Origin of the sequence: Nostoc sp. JL34, assembly GCF_017114945.1 — a bacterium.
Taxonomy (GTDB): domain Bacteria; phylum Cyanobacteriota; class Cyanobacteriia; order Cyanobacteriales; family Nostocaceae; genus Nostoc.
In genome coordinates this window covers 68,750-93,340 of record NZ_JABXKQ010000144.1, presented here as the reverse complement: position 1 = coordinate 93,340, position 24,591 = coordinate 68,750, and the positions used below count along the sequence as shown (strand labels likewise).

The following is a 24,591-nucleotide window of genomic DNA, read 5'->3' as shown; positions in this document are numbered from 1 at the left end:
AAAGTTAGAACTTCTAGAAGTGCAAAAACTATGCCAAATTCCAGTTGCTCATTTTTCATGCTGCCTTACTGACTAGTGAGTGTCTTGTATCTATGGCACGAGTTTTGCACTCTTACAGTTATAGTTAGCGATTAAATTCAGTTAAAACAGATGAATAACTCCAAAGTTCGTATTCCGCAAGAAATTGCTCCCGATGTTTTTGCCTTGGCGGCTCAGTTGTATGCCCAAGAAAATCAGGATTATTCTTTAGAAGAGATTATGCAAGCTGGAGCGGAAGTACAAATTCCGCCAGACGTGATTCAACAAGCTATACAACAGATTCAAGCCAAGCAAATCCGAGAGCGCGATCGCCAACGCAGGTTAAAGTTAATTTTAACTAGTGGCGGCATCGGCGCAGCGATCGCACTTTTCGGTTTTTGGACATACAATACTTTTGCTAGTAATGCTACACCAAGTGGGCGATCGCTAGAAGTTAATCTCCCAAGCGCCAATTTACCCAATGCTAATCGTCTAGAGATTCCCCCTGCACCCCCACCAGCATTACCCCCCACAGCCGGAACCACTTTCACTGGAGAGGTAAAACAGTATCTTCTCAACCCTGAAGGTAAGGTGGATGGACTATTACTCAATAACGGGTTACAGGTGAAATTTCCTCCCCAGATGGGGGACAGTTTAGTGGGGATGATTACCCCAGACACGAAAGTGAGCATTTTTGGGGATTCTGGCTTTTCCACTCGCTTCGGACAGGAAGTGAGAGCCAAAAAAATCACCAATTCTCAAACTGGACAGACTTTAGTCGAACAACCTCCCACAACCGCACCCCAACCCCCCAACTTGAGCAACTACAGTACCTTATCTGCGGAAGGAACTGCTCAGAATTGGTTGGTGGGACATCGAGGAGAAATTAACGGCGTTATTATCTCTAATGGCACAATTGTCAAATTCCCGCCCCATGTAGGCGAACAGCTAGCCAGTATGGCGAACATCGGAAACACAATTCAAGCCAAAGGATTTGGCACTCGCAATCGTTACGGACAGATTTTAGAAGCTACGGCATTATCAGTTAATGGACAATCTGTATCTTTGCAACCAAAAGCCATCACCAGCCCGTAATACCATTGACAAAAATCTTTACAACAGATGAATTGGCTATAGGGGCGTACAAATGTACACCCCTACCAACGTATTTGTATCATTATTAAAGTGAAACAGTATTAATAGAAAGCAGAAGGCAGGAGGAAATAAGTATGAATCAAAACTTTAGTTCTGGGTATAAAACCTACTAAAAAAAATAATTGTATTGAGACGTGCAGCGCCAGAACCAAAGCATCCTTGCTTCAATCCCATATTTTTAAGCGTGGGTTATTTCTGCCTTCTACCTCCTGAATTCATTTTGCTAGATAGTTTGATTAGCTGCTTTCAGAAAGAGACTAATTAATTACATAGTGAATAACTCCAACCTCTGTTAATATATCCTTTGCTGTCTTCATTTTCCTTGATTTCAGCTATTCCTTTTTCTAAAAATGTGTATTAAATGTACACCTTAACGGTAGGCTAAAAAATATTAAACAAAATGGTATAAGAATGCTTACTGTTGTCAAACCTAAGAGAGTTGCGGTGGGCTACGCCTACGCAATCTTTTCTTTCAGCTTCTTACTTTACAGCCAAGTCGCCTCAGCCGCCTTAACTTTACCCCTCCACAGCAAAAAAGGAATGGTGGTTTCAGCCCATCCCCTAGCGAGTGAGGCGGGAATTTTGATGTTACGCAAAGGTGGTAATGCAGTGGATGCAGCCGTAGCCACAACCTTTGCAATTTCTGTAGTTGAGCCTTTTTCGGCGGGAATTGGTGGCGGTGGATTTTTGCTGATGCACTCTGAGAAAACTGGCGACATCAAAGCGTTAGATTTCCGCGAACGCGCACCCCTGAAAGCGACAAGAAATATGTATCTTGACGCAGAAGGAAAGGTGCGTCCAAATGCAAGTATTAATGGTTATTTGGCAGTGGCGACACCAGGAACAGTCGCGGGACTTTATGAAGTGCATCATCGCTATGGTAAACTTTCTTGGCAAGAGGTGATGAAACCTGCGATCGCACTCGCTAAAGATGGCTTTGTTATTGGCGATGTGGCGACTTGGCGTTCTCTGCAAACAAACCAGTCCAGCAAGCAAGCACTTCTCAACAATCCAGCAGTGCGGGAAATTTTCACTCACAACGGCGAATTTTATAAACCAGGGGAAAAGCTAGTGCAGCGTGATTTGGCACGTACTTTAGCAGCAATTGCCCAAAATCCCCAAAGTTTTTACACCGGAAGTATTGCCAATGCGATCGCTTCTGATATGGTAAAAAATGGTGGTTTAATTACTCTAGAAGACCTCAAAGCCTACAAACCAATCTGGCGCACTCCCGTTTGTGGAAATTTTCGCAAAGCTAAAATTTGCTCAATGCCACCACCATCATCAGGAGGCGTTCACCTATTGCAGATTTTAAATATTATTGGTGACACCGATTTAAAATCTTTAGGATGGCATCATCCAGACGCGATACATTTAATGGTAGAAGCAATGAAGATTGCTTATAGCGATCGCTCAAAATATTTAGGCGATCCTGATTTTGTCAAAGTCCCTGTACAAGAACTGCTCAGTCCAGCTTACGCTAAAAAACGCCGTCAAGAAATCAATATGCAAATGGCTCGACCCTCCACCGAAGTCAAGCCAGTAGATTTGAATTCAAAATGTCTGCGTCTTCCCTCATCCCCTTGTCCTCAGCATGAATCTCCTGAAACCAGTCATCTCACTGTTGTGGATGAAGAACGCAACGCCGTGAGTCTGACTTTCACGATTAATCTCAGTTTTGGTGCTGGTGTGGTGACACCGGGAACTGGAATTATCCTCAACAATGAGATGGATGATTTTGCAGCTGCGCCAGGAGTGCCTAATGCCTTTGGTTTAGTTGGTAATGATGCCAACAGCATTGCGCCCCGTAAAACTCCTCTATCCAGTATGACTCCCACAATAGTCACAGAAAATGGTCATTTTCGGATGGCAGCAGGTGCGCCTGGTGGTAGCACCATCATCACCCAGGTTTTACAAGTGATCCTGAATGTGCTGGAATACAACATGGATGTTGGTGCGGCTGTTTCTGTTCCACGCATACATCATCAATGGCTTCCAGATGAGTTGCGCGTTGAATCCTGGGGCTTGGATGCTCTAACTGTACAAGACTTACGCCGTCGGGGACACAAAATTAAGGAAACTGCGCCTTGGGGTAATGGTAACGCGATCGCTATTACATCTGATGGAACTTTAGAAGGAGCTGCCGATCCTCGCGGTGAAGGTTCCCCCAGAGGTTTGTGAGGGAGACGCAGGAACGCTAAGAATAATCAATGACAAATAACTATTGATTTTGGATTGTTGACTCTGCGTAGCTGCTGCCACCAAACTCGTTTGCCCGTGCGCTAGGTACTAGTGTCCAACCTGCTTTCAAAAGTTTTTGATAAGTTGCCCAACCTTTAGAACCACCTGGTATTTGATAATCTGGGACTGCAAAATGTCCAAAAGCTGTGTAGGGACGCCAGGGTTGATTGGGTTCTGACTGCAAATACAAAATTTTCTCTCCGTCGCCACCAGACTTAGATAACCAGCACATTTGTCGATGCATTGCAAACTCCTTTGTTTCAGCTAATAATGCATAATAGCAGGCTTTTGTCAAGCTAATTATCACCCTTGGGGATAATTTTTTGCCTAATACTTTAGACAAAATGTAATTAAGTTCTATCCACTGCAAGATAATTGCTTAACAACTCATAGCCTGGAAGACAGCTGTTAATAGGACATAGAGATAAACAGCTTTACCTCACCTTGTTTATCGGGTGAGATTTTTCTCATGTTATCCGCGTTTTTTGCGATCGTGTGTAACAATAACTACTATTTTGGCTGAGGTTCGCAATCGGACTATTTGTTTTTCTGCTTACATATATAAGCGGAGATTCTAGAAGTTAGTTATAAAGTTCCGTTGATTAAACACTATGAGCAAACAATATCAAATCTATTTTGATGTTGGTTGTTTATAATCATCCGTTTGATAACGAGAAACAATTTCGTATTTATCTACAAGCTAAATTTAAATCCCCGACTTTTTAAAGAAGTCGAGGATTTGGGCAACAAGTTGGGTTATTAGAAGGATGGAGCATACAACTTATCGCTGACAATTTGGCGAATTGTCTCTACTAGTTGGGTGTATGCAAAGTTAGATAAAACTGGTTGTGCTGTTTGCAAGTGAATTGCTCGATCTAAATCAATCCATGACTTGCAGCCAGCGTATTTAGCGTAATAGGGAATTTCTTGCTCTTGCGGTAGTTTATATGTCCGCAGAAGGAGAATATAAAGGGGCTGACGTGCTTTCCATTTGAGGCGATCGCTAATAAAATGCTCGTTCCAAATATGGAAGGGAAGTAAACTGTTGACAATAGACTCGTCACTACAGGGCAAAATATCTGTAATTTCAGCCCAACTGCCAATGCGAACTGTTTCAGGATGCCAGCCTGATGTTACTGGATAGACACTATTGGCATATTCAGCTTTCAGCATGAAAGCTTGTTGATGTTCATAAGTAGGGTAAAGCAGAATTTGCTTGTGGGCAACTTGGAAATGTCCATTTCGTTCATGGATACCGCCTTTGCGGAGCAACATAATTGTTTTGCCACTTTCCAAGGCATTTATGGCAACTGCCCATTCTTTGAGAGCATGAAAAGTTGTAGTCAATTCCATCGGCATCTACTGTAAATCTGATTTAATTTGAAGCTAAGACTGATAAAGTATGAACCTGTCCAAGGTAATGAATTAGGAAGCAGTTATGGAAAAGCGAATCCTAGGTACAAGTGAAGTCAAAATCACACCCATCCTCATGGGAACTTGGCAAGCTGGTAAAAGAATGTGGGTGGGAATTGAGGATGCTGACTCGATTAAAACCATTCGAGCCGCTTATGAAGCTGGGATTACGACAATTGACACTGCTGAAGTATATGGTGAAGGACATTCGGAGCAAATTGTCGCTGAAGCTTTATCTGATGTACGCGATCATGTGGAATATGCCACGAAAGTTTTCGCTAACCATCTCAAGTATGAACAAGTGATTGAAGCTTGCGATCGCTCCTTAACTAACCTGAAAACTGATTACATCGATCTTTACCAAATACATTGGCCCTCCGGTGCTTTCAATAGTGAAATAGTACCTATCGAAGAAACTATGAAAGCTCTTAACCTGCTCAAAGAGCAAGGTAAAATTCGAGCGATCGGTGTTTCCAATTTTTCTGGTGTCCAGTTAGCAGAAGCAGCAAGTTATGGACGTATTGATAGTTTACAACCACCCTATTCTTTATTCTGGAGACAGGTAGAACAAGATGCATTGCCCTATTGTATCGAAAACAATATTTCTATCCTTGCTTATTCGCCTTTAGCGCAGGGGTTGTTAACAGGAAGATTTGCTCTCGGTCATAAATTTGACCCAACAGATAACCGTGCTAAAAATAAACTGTTTCAAGGCGAAAACTTTGAACGTGCCCAACAAGCGCTAGAAAAACTGCGTCCTATAGCCCTTCTACATAATTGTACCCTTGCTCAGTTAGCTTTAGCCTGGTTAATTGCTCAACCTCAAACAAATGCGATCGCTGGAGGGCGTTATCCCGAACAAGCACGAGACAACGCATTAGCCGCCCAAATCAAGCTTTCTACAGCCGAATTGGCAGAAATTGATGCCATTGGCCGGATTGTCACTGACCATCTGGATGATAATCAGATTATGTGGGATTGATGACAATGCAGTTTGGTTACTATGCTTAATCTATCCAAGATCCCTATAACTTTCTTCAAAAGAGGGTTGGGGATCAAATTTCTGACTCTAGATTGCAAAATCTCACAAAACGTCAACTTTCGTAAACCAAGAGTTGCAACTCACAAATTAAGTGATAATTTAGATAGTAGGACACCAAATAAAATAAAACCAAACAAAAAGGGTCAATGACTTAGTGTCCCCTTGTCATCAGCCCAAGCAAATTTCAGCATATCAAATGTGATAGAAGTGGCAAAAAGCCTAATGTAGAAGGCAAAGCCAAATCCTAAAGCGGAAAAACACAAGAGTGCTGAGTTTGTTAGTTTTTCAGTCCACCCTAGTTATTAACTTTCAGCTAGTTAATTAGTTTAAAATTTGAAGCCTGTAAACTCGATAAAACCTGGTCAACCTCGACCAGGTTTTTGGTATTTTATTGTAATATGATTTTCTCGATACAGCAGGGATTATCGGTGGGGCTTTGTTAAGTTGAGCGACAGATCAACCCAACAAAGTCTCGATAATGTTGGTTTACGTACGGGAAGCCCCTTTGGGTCTACGTTCCTCAACCCAACCTACATCAGTATAATTTTTAGGCTTAACTGAACTGTATTGAAGCGTATTGGACTCTAGCTAATTTTCCAGCAGGGAATAAAATAGGACAGCAAGATATCCTGCTGGGAGAATTTGATGAAAAATTATCGCTTTTTAAATAAGATTACTACAGCTATGATTGTAGCTGCCCTTTCTTTTTCCTGTAAGTCTTCTGTTAGTAGAAATGCAGAACAGGCAAAAGCAACTGAGAAACCGAAGCCACAACCAAATCTTATCTATGGTGATTTAATTATTAAAGAACAATCAGATTATCTGATGATTCCTGTTAGTCTTGCAGAGCAGCATGAAGATAAAGGAGTTGATTTAAATCTTTCACGTTCTTATGAAAATGAAAGAAATAATCAATTGTATAATATCATCTTTTATCAAAAGCAAGGTAGTGAAGCTCATCTTTTATTAAATAAAAAAGCCATTATCACCTCCTTCGATTTATTGGAGGTAAAAGCGGCAGATAAGCCAACGACAAGAGTTTGGTTATATAAAATCATTGACCAAGATACAAATACAGATAAAAAATTTAACAGCGAAGATGCTACTATTGGCTATGTTTCTGATTTATCAGGTAAGAACCTCCAGCAAATTACCCCAAATAATACTAGAATCATCAGTTGGGTTGTTGTTCCAGGTCAAAATACAATTTTTCTAAAAATTCTTAAAGACTCGGATAATGATAAAAAGTTTACAAAAGAAGACAGAACAAATTTTGTGAGAGTTAACCTCGATAAAATCGGTATGGGAACTGAAATTATTAGTGACCAAATAGAGCAAGAAATTAAATCCTACGTTTTTAAATAAGCTTATCTGTAGTAAGTGGCTTCAGCCGCTTACTACAAACCTTTAATTATTCATGCTCAATTACTTAGACAAAACCCAATCGCGTAAAAGTTTATTTACTCCATCGGGTACTTCATCATGGGGACAATGACCTGCTGTTAAGAAATGTTCTGTCAATTCAGGACAATATTGACGAAACTTTAGAGAACGTTCTCTAGCATTCATCCAAGGGTCAGCCTCTCCCCATAACATTAACAGAGAACAAGTTAATTGCTTTAGTAGTACATCAACTTTTTCCCCTTGAGGACTGCTAAAAACTGAAACAAATACATCCAATGCACCCGAATCAAAAGCAGGACGATAAATTTCTTCTACCAATTGGTCTGTAACTGCACTTTTATCAAGATATACCTTTTCTAAAGTTTGGCGAATTACCCAACGTTGTCGCACGTATTGAAATAACACAAACTGAGCTAAAGGTTGTTGAAAAATCCACTTAACTGAGTCACCCAGGAGTTTCTCTAAAGAAGAGGGTTGTTTGGGTGGCTGAATTTCGCTTTGCAAAGCTTCCGGTTCCGATGTCGTCTGGCTTTCGCTAAAAGGCCCGGCACTATTGAGCAAAACTAAACCAGCTGCACTGTTAGGACGTTGGGCTGCAACACACAAGCAAGCATAACCACCAAGGGAATTACCGGCTAATACTGCTTTTTGACCAATGACTTCGCTGATAAAATCATGGAGTTGGTCGCGCCACAAGTCGCCACTATACTGCAATTTTGGTTTCGCCGATCGCCCGAATCCCAAAAGATCGATCGCAAATATTTCAAAATCTTGACACAATCCTGTGATATTCTTGCGCCAGTGGTCTGTGGAAGCACCAAATCCATGTACCAAAAGCAAGGGCGGACGTTGCGTTTGTTTCTCTCCCGCACGCACGTAGTAAACATTATGCCCGCGCCACTGCCAATATTTGCCAGGAATTGGAGTTGTAGGGGAGGCTGTAGTTGCCTGCATGATTTAAAGAAATGTTAAGGAGCTTTTCATAATTGTAGGCTAGGTGGGGGAGTGGTGACTGGAGACAAGGGGGATGAGCTATGACAAATGACAAATGACAAATGAAATTACAGGTAAAACTAAACTACTAGGAGTCATTGGACATCCGGTGGAGCATTCACTGTCGCCAGTGATGCATAATGCAGTGATCGCACAATTAGAATTAGATTACATCTATCTACCTTTTCCGATTGAACCACAGAATTTAGAGGTGGCGATCGCAGGTTTTGCTGCTGTTGGGGTTGTCGGCTTTAGTGTGACAATACCTCACAAACAAGCAATCATCCCTTTACTCTCAGAAATTACGCCACTGGCTCAAACTATCGGAGCCGTGAATACTGTTAGCCGCCAAAATCACAAATGGGTAGGCACAAATACAGATGTAGAAGGATTTATCGCCCCTTTGCAGACAACATATAAACAAGATTGGAGTCCGAAAGTAGCGGTAATTTTAGGCAATGGTGGTGCAGCCAGAGCAGTTGTAGCAGGTTGTACTCAGTTAGGTTTTGCCCAAATTCATGTTGTTGGGCGCAATATGCAGAGATTACAAGAATTCCGCAATAGTTGGAGCAATTCATCCCTAGCTGATAAATTCCAGGTTCATCAATGGGAGGAATTACCAAAGCTCATTCCCCAAGCAAATCTACTGGTAAATACAACCCCCATAGGTATGTATCCCAAAGTCGATGAATCGCCTTTGAGTGTAGAAGAAATCGTAAATTTACCAACGGGTGCGATCGCTTACGATTTAATATATATTCCTAAACCAACGCAATTTCTCCAGCAGGCTGAAAAACAAGGCGCAATTGTAATCGATGGATTAGAAATGCTAGTCCAACAAGGGGTAGCAGCATTAAAAATCTGGTTGCAGCAGGAAATAGTACCTGTAGAAGTAATGCGCCAAGCGTTACAAAATCACCTGGGTTTGGGAAAATGAGGGTTTTAATACTTGAATGTGACAGCCAGTATCATGATAAATTACGAATTACGTCTAATGTGAATTAAATAGGTTGGGACTGGAAAGTGAGAACATCAATACCAAAACGGCGACGGAGCAATAAACGTAATGTGTGAGATGCAATTTTGGCAGCAATGTGTACACAAAAGCCATCAATAGTTTTGTTGAGTAAGCGTGACGCCGGAGTACCGGCTACCGCTGCGCTATCGGGATTACGACCAGTGTTTTGAATTTCGTGAAAAACACCTTCTACACGCTGGCGAACACGACTAATAAAGCGCTTCAAGCTATGAGAATGTTGAAGATGCTGGTTATCGCGCTTTAGTGTCCAGATGCGATTACCTGTGCGATGAGCGATCGCAGCCTGCCAATCAGCAGAGATAAATCCTTTGTCTGCGTAAATATCACTACAACTAACCATTTCTAAAACACTCTCGGCAGCAATTCTCTCATCTGTATTAGCAGGCACGATATCATAAGCAATAGGAATTCCATTCCAGGTTGACAGCATAACCAGCTTGTAGCCGAAATAACGCATTTCTCTGGCAGCACACCAACCAGGGGTAGCATTGCCCGCAAAATCGCTATATCGCTTGTCACGTTTGAGTCCCAGTATTGGTAAGGGTTTAGTGTCGAGAAGGAAATATTTTTCACTTTCCCCAACCAATTGCTCCACCCAACTGCGGCGTAACTTCTCTAACATTCCATCCAATTTGCGTAACCGACGATTAAATTGACTTTGGTCAAGTAAATTGGGAAACCATTCTTTGTAATTCCCACGGATAAAACCCAGAAACTGCGTTTCTCCTGGAAATGGCAGATAATCCATAACTAGCAACAGTGTCATGATTTCACTATCGCTCATACTTGCTTTCACCCTGGCTTTAGGAGTGTTGTATTTTTTACTTGCTTTTGATACCAATCATCTACCACTACAAAGATTGTCGTTAATAGTGTTCCAAAGTCTATGCTAGTCATGGGGGAAGTCTGAGTTGAAAAGCTGGTAACTTTTATCTTCTTACTTCTCCCGCCTTTTTTTTTAATTCACATTAGGCGTGAATTATTTTTTAGCTTTTTACCAATTTCCTTTATTGAGTTTTGCCCAGTTTAGTTTTACCAGAAATAGTTTTAGTATTCCTCAAAATGCTACATAGGCTTTATGATCTTGAATTTTTCACTGTTCGCCCTCGTATCCACAAAGCGAGTACACTCATTAACAACACTCCCATAACTCCTTGCAGGGGATTATTATTCACACCAGTTACCCAATCAGGAACTTGACCAGAATATTTCACTAATTCCCCAACATTAATAATGTAGTAGCCCCAAACTAAACCACCATGTAGACCAATTGGTAAACCCAAGCGTCCCCTCCGCCAACGCTTTCCCCATACTTGCGTTAATCCCAGCAGTACTAAAGCTGGAAATTGCGGCAGTGTATGAATAATTGCCTCCAAGGGTTTAATAAAGTGCAATGTAGCAAACGCAGTTGCATCTGTCCACAGAGCCACACGCGGACTGTAATCTCGTTGTAATTCATCTAGCAACCAGCCTCGGAATAACAATTCCTCAGCAAATCCAATACCTAAGCCAACAAGTAAACCCTCTAAAATAACTTTCAGTAAAAAAACTTTTGGTTGTTGCCACACTAACCAACCCAAGAAACTTTCTGCTCCAAAAAGTATCAGAATATTAATTATGCCCATAGCCAAGCCACGCAGTAAATCTACACCATTTTGCCGCGTGAATTTTAAGCCATAATGCCGCAGAATTTGGGGCTGCTGGTAGACATATTTACCCCATAGTCTCAGGAGAAAAATAAATATTGCATATAACAATACCAATGTCAATATACTTTCTAAGTTTGAATCATGAACTAGGAAATATATTGGTGCAGCGAAGGGCAACCATAGCAGCAATAACGTCAAAATGAAAGCACCCAGCCTGATAGGGGCAGGGCGTTCTGATAAACGGACAAGGTTTTTGTTCATACTAAGTAAGTCACCAGTCAATACTCTAAATTTTGACTTTTGACTAATGACTATTCATCAGGTTCAATCGTGCTACTTAAACCATGACTTTTCAATGTTTCGCAATAGAACTCAGCGTGTTCCTGAGCGCAAGTAATGACTAAAGCTAGCCCGTTAGTATGTGCTTCCATCATGATGCTAATAGCCTGGGGTTGAGTAAGGCTTGGCACAGTGGCTATTAGTGACTGCACAACATGCTCCATCGAGTTGTAGTCATCGTTATGGAGCAAAACGCGATACTGGGGCGCGAGCTTGCGGGATGTGGAACGCTTTTCAATGGTTTCAACTGACACGGCTCTTTGCTCTTTTCTCGTTAATTCACTACAACAAAGTCTCTGTTTTGCGATCGCTCAACAGTCTTTTACCTATTCTATAGTATTTCTGCTCAGATACTATGCTAGGAAAACCCTTTGCTGCCAGGGGTTGGTCGTATTAGGTTTGCGTAGCCACTTTTAAGGCACATGTCTATGACATGACTGCCCTAATAATGTTACCCTAATTTTACAGAAGCTTTCTTAAACGTAGCGCATTTTCACTTTTAAGATTAAGGAAGTTGCAAAATAATCCTTGCCCCTGCCCAAACTGCATAATGATGGACATAAGCCTAGATTTTCTTCAACCAGGACAAATTGTGTCTTTAGAGCATGGCGACAAGAATCTGTATGCAGAAGTCATTCAATTTGTAGTTCCCCGCCAGTTGTGCTGGGTTCGTCCTTTATTAATGGTCACTTTTATTCAAGAATCGCCGCTAATTACCGATTTGCGAGATGCGTCTGACTTGCTTTGGCCTGCCAATTTATTTCGGCCAGCTTTAGACACAGAAGTAATTACCTTCTTGAGCCAACTTTTAGCAAAAGAACCAAAAACTGAACCTGATTCAGCAGCCAAGCAGCAACTCAATCAGTTTATTCACCAACTTTGGCAAGCATATCAATAGGGATTGGGCATTGGACATTGGGCATGGGGCATTTATCATTCTCCCCCTGCTCCCTCATCTCCCCACTTCCAATTTCTCATTCCCCATGCCCTTATCACCGTAGCGAATACCAGAATCTTCATTACGAATTAGGAATTACGAATTACGAATTATTTTAAAATCCCAGGCTAGGAACCAACTGGATTCGACCAGCATCCATCTCTGCCATTAATAATTCTAAGGCTTCGTAATCAACATCAGAAATGTAACCAAGTTCTGTCAGTTCTGAGTTGATTTCATTTTCTATCTCAGGAGTTAGTTTTTTAATATCAAGAGCTTTTTCTACCAATTTACGAATAGCGTACTGAGTTTTCATAAGTAATAACCCAACTGTAATATGATACTAATCTTCCCAGATCAGTCTAAGTATAAAGAGTGATGCAAATACTAACTTACTAGTGATATATATCACAATTTAATTAGTTAGATAGATAATTCGCTATGACTTTGCTGTATGCCATCAGCAACGCTAAAGTGGGAGATTTAACCTACCGTTAAGACTTGGCTAAATTAGCTTTACTTATAGACTAAGCAAGGTTTCTCAGCATAGTTACTGATAATTTGTTTGCTCTATGGCCGTCTATAGTTGATTGTTTTTGAACTGAGATAAAAAAAAAGTATATATAAACACATTTTAACCTGGAATTATAACAATCTTTAAAGAGACATACTAAAGCAATAAAGATTCAGCAAAGAGAGCTAAGACGTATGGTCGATGCAACAAAATAGAGTTTATGTTCAAATAATCCTTAGCTTGACGCTTCAAAATTCTTAATTAGGATGTAACTATGCAGGCAGTGCTTAACTATCCCAAGATTGCAGTTATTCGCCCCCAAGGGTGTTTGAATGCTGCAAACGCCTTGGAATTTGAACGAGATATGACTACAGCGTTGGCACAAAATGGTATTTCCATCTTGGTAGTAGACCTAGCAGCGGTAGAATCGTTAGACAGCGCGGGGTTGATGGCATTGTTATCTACACACAAGCTGGCTCTGACTTTAGGACGGAGTTGCCGACTTTGTGCTGTTGCTCCAACAATTAGAATTATTTTTGAACTTACGCAACTCGATAGGGTATTTGAAATATTAGACGGTGAGGCTGAGTTGGCCCAAACATAACTTTATGTAAAAGCACAAAAGTTCGGGCAATAAGAGGACTTTATGTAAAGGAGTTGTAAGTTGCAACGATAAACTCTGTTAGAAGACCTAATTCAATGCTAATGTTGGGATTGGTAGCTGTAATTAAGGTAGCTAGAAGATAGCACAGTGGTTGTTGCAGTTGAAAAATTAATAACGACAGGTATTTTAAAACCAGCCCGTTACCTGGGTAACGAGCTGTTAGCAGTACACAAACCTTGGGATACGACAGCAATACATTGGGTTTTAACCTACCCAGAAGTATATGAAGTCGGTGCATCTAATTTAGGGCACATCATCCTTTATAACATCTTGAATGCCCAACCGCGTCAATTGTGCGATCGCGCCTACCTTCCAGGACAAGACCTGGCAGCCAAACTACGCGAGACTAATACGCCATTGTTTGCGGTAGAGTCAAAGCGATCGCTGACAGAATTCGACATTTTAGGCTTTAGCCTCAGTTACGAACTGGGTGCAACTAATATCCTCGAAATGTTGGATTTGGCTGGAATTCCCTTGACGTGGCGAGAAAGGCAGGGAGGCAGGGGAGAATTTACCGATACCCAGTCATCCTTTCCGTTGATTTTTGCAGGTGGGCAAACAGCAACATCGAATCCTGAGCCTTATGCTGACTTCTTCGACTTTTTCGCCCTTGGAGATGGAGAAGAACTGCTGCCAGAAATTGGTTTGGTGTTGGAAGAAGGCAAACAAGCAGGATTGAGTCGGGAACATCTGTTACTTGATTTGGCACAGATACCAGGCGTATATGTGCCTCAGTTTTACGACATGGCAGAGGATGGCTCAGTTCATCCTTGTCGCCCAGATGTACCAAAACGAATTTTGCGACGGGTTGCAACTCCCATACCAGCATATTCCATTGGGCTAGTTCCCTATGTAGAAACGGTGCATGACCGCTTAACCATTGAGATTCGGCGTGGTTGCACTCGTGGTTGCCGCTTCTGTCAACCAGGAATGCTGACTCGACCAGCACGGGATGTAGAACCCGATAAGGTTGTAGAAGCAATTGAACAGGGTATGCGGGCAACTGGTTATAATGAGTTTTCTCTACTATCTCTGAGTTGTTCTGATTATTTGTCCCTACCAGCAGTGGGGATGGAAATCAAAAATCGCTTAAAAAATGAAAATATTTCTCTGACTCTACCAAGCCAACGGGTAGACAGATTTGATGAGAATATTGCCAATATCCTTGGAGGTACGCGCCAAGGTGGACTGACTTTTGCTCCAGAAGCTGGTACTCAGCGGATGCGAGACATTGTAAATAAGGGTTTGACGAATGAAGAATTGTTGCGGGGGGTGAAAACGGCTTGGGAGCAAGGCTGGGATAAAATAAAGTTGTATTTTATGGTTGGCTTGCCGGGTGAGAAGGATGTTGATGTTTTGGGCATTGCGGAAACAGTAAGCTGGCTACAGCGAGAATGTCGGGGCAAAGGCAGAAAACCCTTAAACTTTAACCTGACAATTTCTAACTTTACGCCCAAGCCCCATACACCATTCCAGTGGCACTCAGTTTCTACCGCTGAATTTAAGCGTAAACAAAACTTGTTGCGGCAAGAATTCCGCCGAATCAAGGCAGTGAAGGTAAATTTTACTGATGTCCGCATTTCGGCAATGGAAGATTTTGTGGGACGAGGCGATCGCAATTTGGGCAAAGTAGTCCGCCGTGCCTGGGAATTGGGTGCAGGTATGGATTCTTGGTATGAAAATTTAGATCAAGCTTTTAGTGCTTGGGGGTCTGCGATCGCTCAAGCCGATTTAGATTGGAAATACCGCCAAGTAGAAAATGGCGAATACAATTTGTTTCCCGCAGAAGCGCAAAAGGACAGAAAAGCAGAGGAGAATAGCCCACTCAGCACTCCCCACTCCCTCGATATTCCCCTACCTTGGGATCATATTGATACCGGGATTGACAAAAAGTGGCTCCAAGAAGATTTGCAACGCGCCTTAGAAGCCGCAATTGTACCTGATTGCTCCTTTGAAGGTTGTTCTCATTGTGGCGTCTGTGGCACCGACTTTGGGCATAACATTGTCATAGAATCACCTGCTATCCCAAAATTCGCTGGCGAATTTATCCCCAACACAACAAAGGCGCAAAGATTGCGACTTTGGTTTGGTAAACAGGGTAATATGGCATTGATGAGCCACTTGGATTTAATCCGTCTTTTTGACCGAGTTGTGCGGCGAGCAGGCTTACCAATCGCGTTCACTGGTGGATTTCATCCAATGCCACGGATTTCTCTAGCAACTGCTTTGGCTCTAGGGGCTACTAGCAGCGGTGAAATTGCAGATTTTGAGTTAACACTACCAGTGGAAGTTGATACTTTCCGAGAAAAGTTGGCTCGTGAAATGCCCACAGACATACCTATATATAATGTGGAGCAGATAGATTTAAAAGCTAGTGCCGCTACCCAACTGCTAGAGTCCGCAGAGTATTTGATTACTGTAGCAGCACTTGCAGAAACAACACCCATACAATGGCAAGACTGGATTGATACAATCAAAGCAAAAGAGGAACTTTGGTACGAGCAAACAACTAAATCAGGCAAGAGCCAGTTAATAAATCTGCGCGATCGCTTATTTGAACTGGAATTAGTAGAAAACTACAATTGTGTTACAGAATCTATGTCATCTGTGATCCGTTATCTAGGTAGCTATCGCCAGGACGGTTTGCTGTTGCGTCCCGAACAAATCCTGTTTATGCTAGAGGCAGTGGCTAGTGTAGAATTTCAACTCCTGCACATCCACCGCAATCGGCTAATTTTAGGGGTATAATCCCTGTAAGGCAACTTGCTAGTAGTTGTCCTGACATGGCAGCTCATAGGAATTGATTTTTAGCAAGGTTGCGTTAGAATAGGGTGAAGAGAAATTTTCTGGCGCTGCATTGAATTAGCTGGTTCACTACCCTGGTATTCAGGGGGCGAAAGCAAAGATATTAGAGTGCAACTTCTAGGATTTTATCCTAGACAAACAAAAAGCAGATTAAAGAATGCACACTCTCTCTATAGCTACCTTGTGAATCAGTAACTAACAGCAGGCTCGGTTAGCTTCTCTAAATCCATGCTTTTAAAACAACTGCTGAATGTCTAATCCACGTAGTGCCCAAGAGCTAGTGCATTACTTTTTTAGAGCTAAAGCAACTACTGTCGGTCATGCCGACTTGTAGACGTTCAAAAGACGCGCAAAGTGCGGCTTGTCTTAGGCTAGAGCGGCTCAAGACAGGGTAGCAACTAGCGCTCCTGAGTATAACCCTAAGATAAATCCGGGGAATGGAAAATAGAAATAGTTTCTTTTTCTTAACGAATTCAGTAGGTTACTCTCAAATGAAATGTCCTGAGTTTAAATGCTCACTCAGGATTTAGAACTTTCAACTCAGAACTCTCAAGATTTGAGGGTATTGCATCACAAATCAACCACGGACGGTTGATTTAATTGCTTAGACGAAATGCAGCAGTTCTGGAATAATCAGCCGTGGAAATGCTCTTAAGAGCGCCAATAGCTATTTAACTTAGATAGAAGCTCAGATTTGCGATTTTTATTATCCAGTAGCGCCTTTTGAGGGTTGCGAGGGCAGCAAAAGTATAATATCAAACCGGAAAAACACTGATAATTATGACTGACGCGGAGACGCGGGGAGTTTTGAATTATTAAGTAATAAACCGGACTTGATACGACAAACCTCAAACCTATAAGTGCTGCCAATTTTTGAGGAAATTGAATGCCAAAACAAATTATCATCGCGGAGCAGCACCAAATTGCTGCGGTTTTTTCTGAAGATCAAATACAGGAACTCGTTGTTGCTACAGGTCATCATCAAATAGGTGATATCTACTTAGGAGTAGTAGAAAACGTATTACCTGGGATAGATGCGGCTTTTGTCAATATTGGCGACCCAGAGCGCAACGGTTTTATTCATGTCACCGACTTAGGGCCATTGAAGCTGAAGCGTACCGCAGCAGCAATTACAGAACTACTAGCACCACAGCAGAAAGTTTTGGTGCAAGTAATGAAAGAGCCAACGGGGACAAAAGGGCCCAGGCTCACCGGTAATATCACCTTACCCGGACGCTACGTAGTATTGATGCCCTATGGTCGGGGCGTAAATTTATCCCGACGGATTAAAAGTGAAAGTGAGCGCAACCGCTTACGAGCACTGGCGATTTTGGTCAAACCGGCGGGAATGGGTTTGCTTGTGCGTACAGAAGCCGAAGGCAAACCAGAAGAAGCGATTATGGAAGATTTGGAGTTGCTGCAAAAGCAATGGGAAGCCATTCAGCAGGAAGCTCATTCTACCCGCGCTCCAGCACTGCTCAACCGAGACGATGACTTTATCCAGCGCGTATTGCGAGATATGTACGGCGCGGATGTCAATCGGATTGTTGTAGATTCTAGTACTGGTTTGAAGCGCGTCAAACAGTACTTGCAGAATTGGAGTGGCGGTCAAACACCGCAGGGATTGTTGATTGACCATCATCGCGATCGCTCCCCAATTTTAGAGTACTTTCGCATCACTGCTGCGATTAGAGAAGCCCTGAAACCGAGGGTAGACCTACCTTCTGGCGGTTACATCATCATTGAGCCGACGGAGGCATTAACCGTAATCGATGTTAACTCAGGTTCCTTTACGCGATCGGCAACAGCTAGAGAAACAGTTTTGTGGACAAACTGCGAAGCTGCAACAGAAATTGCTCGCCAGTTGCGTCTGCGGAATATCGCCGGAGTGATCGTCGTTGATTTTATCGATATGGAATCGCGACGTGACCAACTACAAGTTCTCGAACACTTTAATAAAGGACTCAAAGCAGACAAAGCTCGTCCCCAGATTGCCCAACTCACCGAACTAGGTTTAGTAGAATTGACCCGCAAACGTCAGGGTCAAAATATTTACGAATTGTTTGGTGAAACTTGTCCCACCTGTGGCGGTTTAGGACATACCGTGCGTCTCCCTGGAGAAATCGAAAACCGATTACCAATACCGGCAGAGACACCAGAACGTGAGCGTTTTGTATCCTTGCCTCACCGAGAACCACGTCAGCCATCTGCCCGCACCCCAGAACCACGAGAAACATACGATGGATTTGGGGAAGCATTTGACGGCGACTCAGAATTGAGTAACTTAAATCTGATCAATCATCCTAGTTATCAAGAACTTAATGATAAACGTCGTACCCGCACTCGCCGCAGTCGAATTGGTGTCAATGGGTTAAACGGGAAAGATGAAGCTCGGGCTGTTCCCAATCCACTGGCTTTTGTCAATGAGCCAGACTTAGACCTGGATGTAGTAGAACCAGAACTAGGAGTTGCACCAGAGATCCCCTCACCCACCCTTGGTAAACCAGGTTGGAGTGAAAGAATAGAGCGCACTAAAGTTATCAAGGCAGAACCAGTTAAACCAGTGGTAGAACCGCCGGAGATTAGAACTGTAGAAATGAGCCTTCAGGAACAGGATATGTTTGCCTTGATGGGAATATCTCCCTTGGTGAAGTTAGAGCAAGAGGTTAAAAATACCAAGTCTGTGATTATTAATGTGATTCAGCCTGGTCAATTGCCAACAATCCCAACTGAATCAACCTCAGAATCAACTATTGTCCAAAAAGCAATACCTGAAATAACCGCTATTGTCCAAAAAGCAACACCTGAAATAACCGCTATTGCCCAAAAAGCAACACCTGAAATAACCACAAGCAAGATACCGACACCAAAAGTTATTGAACCAGAACAAAAATCTTTGATTGAAGAGACAACTGAACCATCGGAACTGAGTGTGAATCCTTCGGGACGCTTGTCTGCAAAAGCCGCTGCCAACGAGATCGCAGATGAAAGTGAAGCTAATAGCAGCGCCACTGCCAGCCGTCGCCGCCGTCGTCGTTCCTCAGCGATCGAGGATAATTAGTTTGCTTTATGGTAGAAACATCGCCAACGCCTTTAGAACAATCCACTTGGCTGGAGTTTTCTACCTTGTCAGGAATTCCAGGATTGGTTGCAGGTGTTGATGAAGTAGGGCGAGGGGCTCTATTTGGCCCCGTGGTAGCGGCAGCAGTGATTCTACCAGATCACGCTTTGCCAATACTTATGGCAGCTAAAATCAAAGACAGTAAAAAGTTGTCTAGTTCTCGGAGAACTCAGCTAGCGCAGCAGATTTGTGGGCTAGCTATAGATTGGAAAATTGGGTTTGCTTCTACTGCCGAAATTGACAAGATAAATATTTTGCAAGCGACGCTGTTAGCAATGAAGCGGGCTGTGCTGAAGTTAAAAGTACAGCCTGCAATCTGCTTGGTTGACGGCAATCAGCTAATCAAAGACTTGCTACTGCCACAACAAACAATAATTAAGGGCGACGAGCGATCGCTTGCTATTGCTTCTGCTAGTATTGTCGCTAAGGTCTGGCGTGACGATCTGGTAATGCGTCTAGCATTAAAATACCCTATGTACAACTTGGAGTGTAACAAGGGTTATGGTAGCCAGCAGCATTTGCTGGCTTTGCAACAATATGGGCCCTCACCTTTGCATCGTCAGTCTTTTCGTCCTTGCCAAATCAAACGTCTGAGTGTTGAGTGATTGAATAATTACTCAGCATTCAGGATTGGTAATTCAGTACTATCACCGTCGAGGCCTCTATCTTTGGTTTGTGATATCACCCAGTAGCGATAATCCGCCAAAAGTTGATTTAATAACCGTTGCTTGACTGACAACAGTACGCTTTTAAGCAAACCATTGCCAGTAGCTTCTAAAATAGGCTTAGGAGTGAAGGAAAATGGCGGTGGGAAATCCACCAACACTTCTAAATCAGCTTTTCCTTGCAGCCGAGTGCCAGTGCTAAAGTCTTTGGGAGACAAATAACCTTTTAAATTGAGAGTAAAGCGCTGGTTAATATACTCGAAACCCAGGATTTCACAGCCTAGCGATCGCAAATAAATGATTCCATTTGATTCTGCCCAGACTCTCATATCCACAGTAGGTTGAATACTTAGTGACATAAAAGTTAGCGGGCGCATTTTCAAGCGAAATACTTCCTCAGACAGCTGCTGAATCCGGCTGTTGTCAACCAAAGCCTTAACCAGACGTTGAGGCTGACGTAAGTAGTGCTGAATGGGGATAGGCTGCTCTGGAACAGCGATTTCAACCGATTGGGAGGCAGTAAACCGGGTAGCCATGAGCGGATAAAAATATCTGTTTCTTAATTTTAATATTTTTTAACAACTTAGTTCTGATTATTAGAAAAGTACAAAATTTATTGACCATAAATAATGATTGTTGCTTATCAGCTATACATCATTAGCAAAAAGTTGGTACGTTCATTACTATCTTGAGTTAAATAAATATAGATTAGGATTTAAATCTTGACACAAAATCACAATTATGCATGATGATTTGATTAGAAACCAATATAATTCCTTTGAATATTTCAGAGGAACTGAGCAAAAAAACTGCCAGGAAATCTATCTGATGGAAGACTGATTTCCATAACTTATTTTCCTGGATATATATTTTTGTCTATTCATTTAGTGCGTAAATTTTAGAGATAACAGTGTTTAGTAAAAGTAGATGTTGGATATATTTGCCAAACCTAAAATATCATAATCTCTGTTTACGCATAAAACTCGCAACTCAAGGCTAAAGGCATGACTTTATCGATTGCACATTTAGGGCCTCCCGGCACTTACACAGAACAAGCAGCTGTTTTTTATATCAACTGGTTGAGCAAAAGTACGGGAGTTGAAGCTATGTTAAGTCCTTATCCCACCATCTCCCAATCACTGCATGCTGTTGCTAACAGTCAAGCCCAGTTGGCTGTTGTGCCAGTGGAAAATTCTATTGAAGGGAGTGTTACCACGACACTGGATACACTTTGGCAGTTGGACAGTTTGCGAATTCAGTTGGCTTTGGTATTACCCATTGCCCATACATTAATTTCCTGCGCGTCTAATTTAGATAGAATTAAAACTGTTTACTCTCACCCGCAAGCTTTGGCACAATGCCAGAGATGGTTAGAGCGTTTTCTGCCGACTGTACAAATTATTCCCAGCAATTCCACAACCGAAGCACTACAGCGATTAGAGCAAGATACAACAACAGCAGCGATCGCTTCTAGTAGAGCAGCTCAACTCTACAACCTGCCCATACTTGCCAGTAACATCAACGACAATCCAGAAAACTTTACTCGTTTTTGGGTAGTAAGTCAGGATGAGGCGGACGCTGGATACCAGGCATCAACAACACGTGCCACTCACACATCGCTGGCTTTTAGTATGCCTGCCAACACACCCGGAGCATTGGTCAAACCTTTGCAAATATTTGCTCAATTAGGAATTAACCTCAGCCGAATTGAATCTCGTCCGACAAAGCGATCACTAGGCGAATACTTGTTTTTCATGGATTTAGAAGCGGATGCCAAGGAAGCACAGATGCAATCTGCTTTAGCCGAATTAACTATCCACACAGAGATTTTAAAAATTCTTGGCGCTTACAATGTTTTGCCGATCAGCGTTGTTGCTTGAGAAGATAAGACTTATCAGTGATTAGTTATCGACTATAAATTATAAGTTGTCAATCTTTTATTTTTTGTTCTTTCTTCCTAACTACTAACTGCTGTACAGACGCGATTAATCGCGTCTCTACTCATAAATTCTCACTTTTCATTAAATGTGTCTTTGAGAACAGCGCGAGCTGCCAAGTGATTTCGAGTAGAGGTTAAAATTTCTGCTTCTCGCTCTAAACGAGTTGCAGTATCTTGCATTTCTAGCAACAATTGCTGCTCTGGAGCGACACCATAAAGGTTACTGGCTACCCAATAAGATAACTCTGTTGGGAGGTCAGGTAAATCTTCTGGCAATTCGATATTTTGTTCAGTTAATTTGGCTGACAGACGCACAACATCTCGCAGTAGTTGTTCTACATCAGTTGATAAAGGTCGCAAATCTTTAGTCGGTGGTTGGTCTTCAATCCACTCAACTAAGCCAACACGATATGGCTTTTCACGAACATACTCCAATACACGAAATCTTTGCTGCCCTAAAGTCATCATCTTGATCCGATCATCTGGCAGCCGCTGGTGATGAACAATTTCGGCACAGCAACCAGTGTTTGCAATTGTACCCTTAACTGGATCGAACATCAAAACACCGAACCTGCGATCGCTCTCCAAAATCGTGTTCATCATGATTCGGTAGCGAAATTCAAAGATGTGTAGAGGTAATGGTCTAGTAGGAAACAGAACTACTTCGGGTAACGGGAACAGAGGTAGTTCACGAACTGCAATTTTAGAAGATGATGTCATTGTTACCTTGGTATAAACTTAATCTTTAAAATTTATTTTTCTCTGCTTTTCCCGTATTTTGTCTATATTCTATCATTTGTTTCCTAGCTAAATAAAAGCCCTGAGATATATTTCTTCAGGGCTATGTAAATATTCATACTAACGTTATTTGTCATTTGTCCTTTGCTAATGACCAATGACCAATGACTAATAACTAATTAAAGTTTGACTTCAATATCTACACCCGATGGTAGATCCAATTTCATCAGGGCATCTATAGTCTTAGAAGAGGGCTGGTAAATGTCAATAATCCGGCGATGAGTACGGGTTTCAAAGTGCTCCCGTGAATCTTTATCTACGTGAGGCGATCGCAGTACACAATAGATGCGGCGTTTTGTTGGTAAAGGAATTGGGCCTATAGCTGTAGCGTTTGTGCGGTTAGCGGTGTCTACAATCTTCTCGCAAGATGTATCTAATAAGCGTCTGTCAAAGGCCTGTAAACGAATTCTAATTTTCTGCTGCTGTAGAGTTGCCATCTTTAATTTTCCAGGTTCTGCGTAATTAGGGGAGTAGTTACAGGTTAAAGGTTACAAGTTATAAGTTACAGAAAACTATTACCTGTCCCCTGTAACCTATTACCTTATTTATAGAGGGAAGAGAAAGGAGCAGAGAGGCACAATAAATACCATCTCTGCTCCTTCATTATGAGCAAAAAGGTGCTACTTCAGAATTTTGGAGACGACACCAGCACCGATGGTGCGACCACCTTCGCGGATAGCGAAGCGCATTCCTTGTTCAATTGCGATCGCGTTGATCAATTCTACTGTCATCTTGATGCGATCGCCTGGCATCACCATTTCTGCTTCGCTGCCATCATCAGAGGTGAAGGCTTTGATAGTACCAGTTACATCGGTTGTCCGTACGTAGAACTGGGGGCGATAGCCGGAGAAAAATGGAGTCTTACGACCACCTTCTTTTTCCGTTAGGACGTACACTTCACCTTCAAATTGAATGTGAGGTTTAATTGAACCTGGTTTGGCGATTACCATACCCCGTTCAATATCAGCCTTCTGGATACCCCGAAGTAGTACCCCAGCGTTGTCCCCAGCCATACCTTGGTCAAGACTCTTCTTGAACATTTCAATACCAGTTACGGTAGTGGCGCGAGTATCTCTGATACCCACTAGTTCAACGTTATCGCCGACTTTGACTATACCCCGTTCAATCCGACCAGTGGCGACAGTACCACGACCTGTGATTGAGAATACGTCTTCTACAGCCATCAGGAAGGGCTTATCAACATCCCGCTCAGGGGTGGGGATAAAAGAATCTACAGCGTCCATCAATTCGTAGATTTTGTCTACCCAAGGATTTTCACCTTTTTTGGTCTTAGGATTCTTGATCATTGCTTCGAGAGCTTGCAGACCAGAGCCTTTGATAATTGGGATATCATCGCCAGGGAAATCGTAGCTAGAAAGCAATTCTCTAAGTTCCAGTTCCACTAGTTCCAAGAGTTCTGGGTCATCCATCAAGTCTTCTTTGTTCAAGAAGACAACCAGACTAGGAACGCCTACCTGTTTTGCCAGTAGGATGTGTTCGCGAGTTTGGGGCATAGGGCCATCGGTCGCAGCTACTACGAGGATACCACCATCCATCTGGGCAGCGCCGGTGATCATGTTTTTCACATAGTCAGCGTGTCCTGGACAGTCTACGTGAGCATAGTGCCGATTTTCGGTTTCATACTCAACGTGAGCGGTATTGATGGTAATACCCCGTGCCTTTTCTTCTGGCGCGTTATCGATTTGATCGTAGCCCTTAGCTATAGCTTGACCCATAGCTGCCAAGGTCATGGTGATGGCTGCTGTTAACGTGGTTTTACCGTGGTCAACGTGGCCAATGGTACCGATATTGATGTGGGGTTTATTCCTTTCAAACTTTGCGCGTGCCATGAATG

General features: G+C 42.4%; 22 protein-coding genes. 11 read left to right on the top strand and 11 right to left on the bottom strand.

Going from position 1 to position 24,591, the window contains the following annotated elements:
• The first annotated feature begins 150 nt into the window (after positions 1 to 150).
• Both HWQ44_RS26560 and ggt read left to right on the top strand, forming a co-directional pair.
• Positions 151 to 1,113 carry a hypothetical protein gene (locus HWQ44_RS26560; protein WP_292724879.1) on the top strand — a complete coding sequence of 321 codons (963 nt, stop codon included), beginning with the start codon at positions 151 to 153 and terminating at the stop codon, positions 1,111 to 1,113.
• 471 nt (positions 1,114 to 1,584) lie between these two features.
• Positions 1,585 to 3,354, top strand: coding sequence for a gamma-glutamyltransferase (gene ggt, locus HWQ44_RS26555; RefSeq protein ID WP_292724877.1), 1,770 nt, complete (start codon positions 1,585 to 1,587; stop codon positions 3,352 to 3,354).
• 40 nt (positions 3,355 to 3,394) lie between these two features.
• Here the strand turns inward: ggt and HWQ44_RS26550 are convergent, their stop codons facing one another.
• Both HWQ44_RS26550 and HWQ44_RS26545 read right to left on the bottom strand, forming a co-directional pair.
• Positions 3,395 to 3,658 (bottom strand): hypothetical protein, encoded by a 264-nt coding sequence (locus HWQ44_RS26550; RefSeq protein ID WP_292724875.1) that lies wholly within the window; start codon positions 3,656 to 3,658, stop codon positions 3,395 to 3,397.
• A 515-nt stretch (positions 3,659 to 4,173) separates the two neighbouring features.
• Entirely contained in the window at positions 4,174 to 4,773 is a 600-nt protein-coding gene (locus HWQ44_RS26545) for a DUF1802 family protein (protein ID WP_292724873.1), read from the bottom strand.
• Positions 4,774 to 4,852: 79 nt separating this feature from the next.
• Between HWQ44_RS26545 and HWQ44_RS26540 the strand changes: the two genes are divergently transcribed.
• Together HWQ44_RS26540 and HWQ44_RS26535 are read left to right on the top strand one after the other, a co-directional pair.
• The gene (locus HWQ44_RS26540) at positions 4,853 to 5,809 is read left to right on the top strand and encodes an aldo/keto reductase (protein ID WP_292724871.1); all 957 of its coding nucleotides are present in this window, start codon (positions 4,853 to 4,855) and stop codon (positions 5,807 to 5,809) included.
• Between the two features lie 705 nt (positions 5,810 to 6,514).
• Positions 6,515 to 7,234 carry a hypothetical protein gene (locus HWQ44_RS26535; RefSeq protein WP_292724869.1) on the top strand — a complete coding sequence of 240 codons (720 nt, stop codon included), beginning with the start codon at positions 6,515 to 6,517 and terminating at the stop codon, positions 7,232 to 7,234.
• 60 nt (positions 7,235 to 7,294) lie between these two features.
• Here HWQ44_RS26535 and HWQ44_RS26530 read toward each other — a convergent pair whose 3' ends face one another.
• Positions 7,295 to 8,227, bottom strand: a complete 933-nt coding sequence (locus HWQ44_RS26530; protein WP_292724868.1) for an alpha/beta fold hydrolase — start codon at positions 8,225 to 8,227, stop codon at positions 7,295 to 7,297.
• Positions 8,228 to 8,321: 94 nt separating this feature from the next.
• Between HWQ44_RS26530 and HWQ44_RS26525 the strand changes: the two genes are divergently transcribed.
• Positions 8,322 to 9,203, top strand: a complete 882-nt coding sequence (locus HWQ44_RS26525; protein ID WP_292724867.1) for a shikimate dehydrogenase — start codon at positions 8,322 to 8,324, stop codon at positions 9,201 to 9,203.
• A 64-nt stretch (positions 9,204 to 9,267) separates the two neighbouring features.
• Here the strand turns inward: HWQ44_RS26525 and HWQ44_RS26520 are convergent, their stop codons facing one another.
• From HWQ44_RS26520 to clpS, 3 genes are all read right to left on the bottom strand, one after another.
• A complete protein-coding gene (locus HWQ44_RS26520) occupies positions 9,268 to 10,089 on the bottom strand; it encodes an IS982 family transposase (protein WP_292724865.1) in 822 nt (273 codons plus the stop codon).
• A gap of 292 nt (positions 10,090 to 10,381) precedes the next feature.
• Positions 10,382 to 11,215, bottom strand: a complete 834-nt coding sequence (locus HWQ44_RS26515) for a type II CAAX endopeptidase family protein (protein ID WP_292724863.1) — start codon at positions 11,213 to 11,215, stop codon at positions 10,382 to 10,384.
• Positions 11,216 to 11,265: 50 nt separating this feature from the next.
• Positions 11,266 to 11,547, bottom strand: coding sequence for an ATP-dependent Clp protease adapter ClpS (gene clpS / locus HWQ44_RS26510; RefSeq protein WP_292724861.1), 282 nt, complete (start codon positions 11,545 to 11,547; stop codon positions 11,266 to 11,268).
• 299 nt (positions 11,548 to 11,846) lie between these two features.
• Between clpS and HWQ44_RS26505 the strand changes: the two genes are divergently transcribed.
• Complete coding sequence (locus HWQ44_RS26505) at positions 11,847 to 12,191, top strand: hypothetical protein (RefSeq protein WP_292724902.1); 345 nt, start codon at positions 11,847 to 11,849, stop codon at positions 12,189 to 12,191.
• A gap of 154 nt (positions 12,192 to 12,345) precedes the next feature.
• Here HWQ44_RS26505 and HWQ44_RS26500 read toward each other — a convergent pair whose 3' ends face one another.
• A complete protein-coding gene (locus HWQ44_RS26500) occupies positions 12,346 to 12,546 on the bottom strand; it encodes a hypothetical protein (protein ID WP_292724859.1) in 201 nt (66 codons plus the stop codon).
• A gap of 472 nt (positions 12,547 to 13,018) precedes the next feature.
• Between HWQ44_RS26500 and HWQ44_RS26495 the strand changes: the two genes are divergently transcribed.
• The 4 genes from HWQ44_RS26495 to HWQ44_RS26480 all read left to right on the top strand — a co-directional run bounded on the left by HWQ44_RS26495 (position 13,019) and on the right by HWQ44_RS26480 (position 19,939).
• The gene (locus HWQ44_RS26495; RefSeq protein ID WP_292724858.1) at positions 13,019 to 13,348 is read left to right on the top strand and encodes an STAS domain-containing protein; all 330 of its coding nucleotides are present in this window, start codon (positions 13,019 to 13,021) and stop codon (positions 13,346 to 13,348) included.
• 147 nt (positions 13,349 to 13,495) lie between these two features.
• Complete coding sequence (locus HWQ44_RS26490) at positions 13,496 to 16,156, top strand: TIGR03960 family B12-binding radical SAM protein (protein WP_292724856.1); 2,661 nt, start codon at positions 13,496 to 13,498, stop codon at positions 16,154 to 16,156.
• Positions 16,157 to 17,099: 943 nt separating this feature from the next.
• Positions 17,100 to 19,274 carry an Rne/Rng family ribonuclease gene (locus tag HWQ44_RS26485; RefSeq protein ID WP_292724854.1) on the top strand — a complete coding sequence of 725 codons (2,175 nt, stop codon included), beginning with the start codon at positions 17,100 to 17,102 and terminating at the stop codon, positions 19,272 to 19,274.
• A gap of 8 nt (positions 19,275 to 19,282) precedes the next feature.
• Positions 19,283 to 19,939, top strand: coding sequence for a ribonuclease HII (locus tag HWQ44_RS26480; RefSeq protein WP_292724853.1), 657 nt, complete (start codon positions 19,283 to 19,285; stop codon positions 19,937 to 19,939).
• Between the two features lie 8 nt (positions 19,940 to 19,947).
• Here HWQ44_RS26480 and HWQ44_RS26475 read toward each other — a convergent pair whose 3' ends face one another.
• Positions 19,948 to 20,535 (bottom strand): DUF1997 domain-containing protein, encoded by a 588-nt coding sequence (locus tag HWQ44_RS26475; protein ID WP_292724851.1) that lies wholly within the window; start codon positions 20,533 to 20,535, stop codon positions 19,948 to 19,950.
• A 468-nt stretch (positions 20,536 to 21,003) separates the two neighbouring features.
• On the opposite strand from HWQ44_RS26475, the gene pheA reads away from it, so the two are divergent.
• Positions 21,004 to 21,879, top strand: a complete 876-nt coding sequence (pheA, locus tag HWQ44_RS26470) for a prephenate dehydratase (protein ID WP_292724849.1) — start codon at positions 21,004 to 21,006, stop codon at positions 21,877 to 21,879.
• A gap of 131 nt (positions 21,880 to 22,010) precedes the next feature.
• Here pheA and HWQ44_RS26465 read toward each other — a convergent pair whose 3' ends face one another.
• The 3 genes from HWQ44_RS26465 to tuf all read right to left on the bottom strand — a co-directional run bounded on the left by HWQ44_RS26465 (position 22,011) and on the right by tuf (position 24,586).
• Positions 22,011 to 22,658, bottom strand: coding sequence for an LON peptidase substrate-binding domain-containing protein (locus tag HWQ44_RS26465; RefSeq protein ID WP_292724847.1), 648 nt, complete (start codon positions 22,656 to 22,658; stop codon positions 22,011 to 22,013).
• A gap of 197 nt (positions 22,659 to 22,855) precedes the next feature.
• The gene (rpsJ, locus tag HWQ44_RS26460) at positions 22,856 to 23,173 is read right to left on the bottom strand and encodes a 30S ribosomal protein S10 (RefSeq protein WP_008232935.1); all 318 of its coding nucleotides are present in this window, start codon (positions 23,171 to 23,173) and stop codon (positions 22,856 to 22,858) included.
• A 183-nt stretch (positions 23,174 to 23,356) separates the two neighbouring features.
• Positions 23,357 to 24,586, bottom strand: a complete 1,230-nt coding sequence (gene tuf, locus HWQ44_RS26455; RefSeq protein ID WP_292724845.1) for an elongation factor Tu — start codon at positions 24,584 to 24,586, stop codon at positions 23,357 to 23,359.
• Positions 24,587 to 24,591: the final 5 nt, after the last annotated feature.

Coding starts and splice junctions, on each gene's coding strand:
- HWQ44_RS26560 (WP_292724879.1), top strand. CDS start 151: ATGAATAACTCCAAAGTTCGTATTCCGCAAGAAATTGCTCCCGATGTT.
- ggt (WP_292724877.1), top strand. CDS start 1,585: ATGCTTACTGTTGTCAAACCTAAGAGAGTTGCGGTGGGCTACGCCTAC.
- HWQ44_RS26550 (WP_292724875.1), bottom strand. CDS start 3,658: ATGCATCGACAAATGTGCTGGTTATCTAAGTCTGGTGGCGACGGAGAG.
- HWQ44_RS26545 (WP_292724873.1), bottom strand. CDS start 4,773: ATGCCGATGGAATTGACTACAACTTTTCATGCTCTCAAAGAATGGGCA.
- HWQ44_RS26540 (WP_292724871.1), top strand. CDS start 4,853: ATGGAAAAGCGAATCCTAGGTACAAGTGAAGTCAAAATCACACCCATC.
- HWQ44_RS26535 (WP_292724869.1), top strand. CDS start 6,515: ATGAAAAATTATCGCTTTTTAAATAAGATTACTACAGCTATGATTGTA.
- HWQ44_RS26530 (WP_292724868.1), bottom strand. CDS start 8,227: ATGCAGGCAACTACAGCCTCCCCTACAACTCCAATTCCTGGCAAATAT.
- HWQ44_RS26525 (WP_292724867.1), top strand. CDS start 8,322: ATGACAAATGAAATTACAGGTAAAACTAAACTACTAGGAGTCATTGGA.
- HWQ44_RS26520 (WP_292724865.1), bottom strand. CDS start 10,089: ATGAGCGATAGTGAAATCATGACACTGTTGCTAGTTATGGATTATCTG.
- HWQ44_RS26515 (WP_292724863.1), bottom strand. CDS start 11,215: ATGAACAAAAACCTTGTCCGTTTATCAGAACGCCCTGCCCCTATCAGG.
- HWQ44_RS26505 (WP_292724902.1), top strand. CDS start 11,847: ATGGACATAAGCCTAGATTTTCTTCAACCAGGACAAATTGTGTCTTTA.
- HWQ44_RS26500 (WP_292724859.1), bottom strand. CDS start 12,546: ATGAAAACTCAGTACGCTATTCGTAAATTGGTAGAAAAAGCTCTTGAT.
- HWQ44_RS26495 (WP_292724858.1), top strand. CDS start 13,019: ATGCAGGCAGTGCTTAACTATCCCAAGATTGCAGTTATTCGCCCCCAA.
- HWQ44_RS26485 (WP_292724854.1), top strand. CDS start 17,100: ATGCCAAAACAAATTATCATCGCGGAGCAGCACCAAATTGCTGCGGTT.
- HWQ44_RS26480 (WP_292724853.1), top strand. CDS start 19,283: ATGGTAGAAACATCGCCAACGCCTTTAGAACAATCCACTTGGCTGGAG.
- HWQ44_RS26475 (WP_292724851.1), bottom strand. CDS start 20,535: ATGGCTACCCGGTTTACTGCCTCCCAATCGGTTGAAATCGCTGTTCCA.
- pheA (WP_292724849.1), top strand. CDS start 21,004: ATGACTTTATCGATTGCACATTTAGGGCCTCCCGGCACTTACACAGAA.
- HWQ44_RS26465 (WP_292724847.1), bottom strand. CDS start 22,658: ATGACATCATCTTCTAAAATTGCAGTTCGTGAACTACCTCTGTTCCCG.
- rpsJ (WP_008232935.1), bottom strand. CDS start 23,173: ATGGCAACTCTACAGCAGCAGAAAATTAGAATTCGTTTACAGGCCTTT.
- tuf (WP_292724845.1), bottom strand. CDS start 24,586: ATGGCACGCGCAAAGTTTGAAAGGAATAAACCCCACATCAATATCGGT.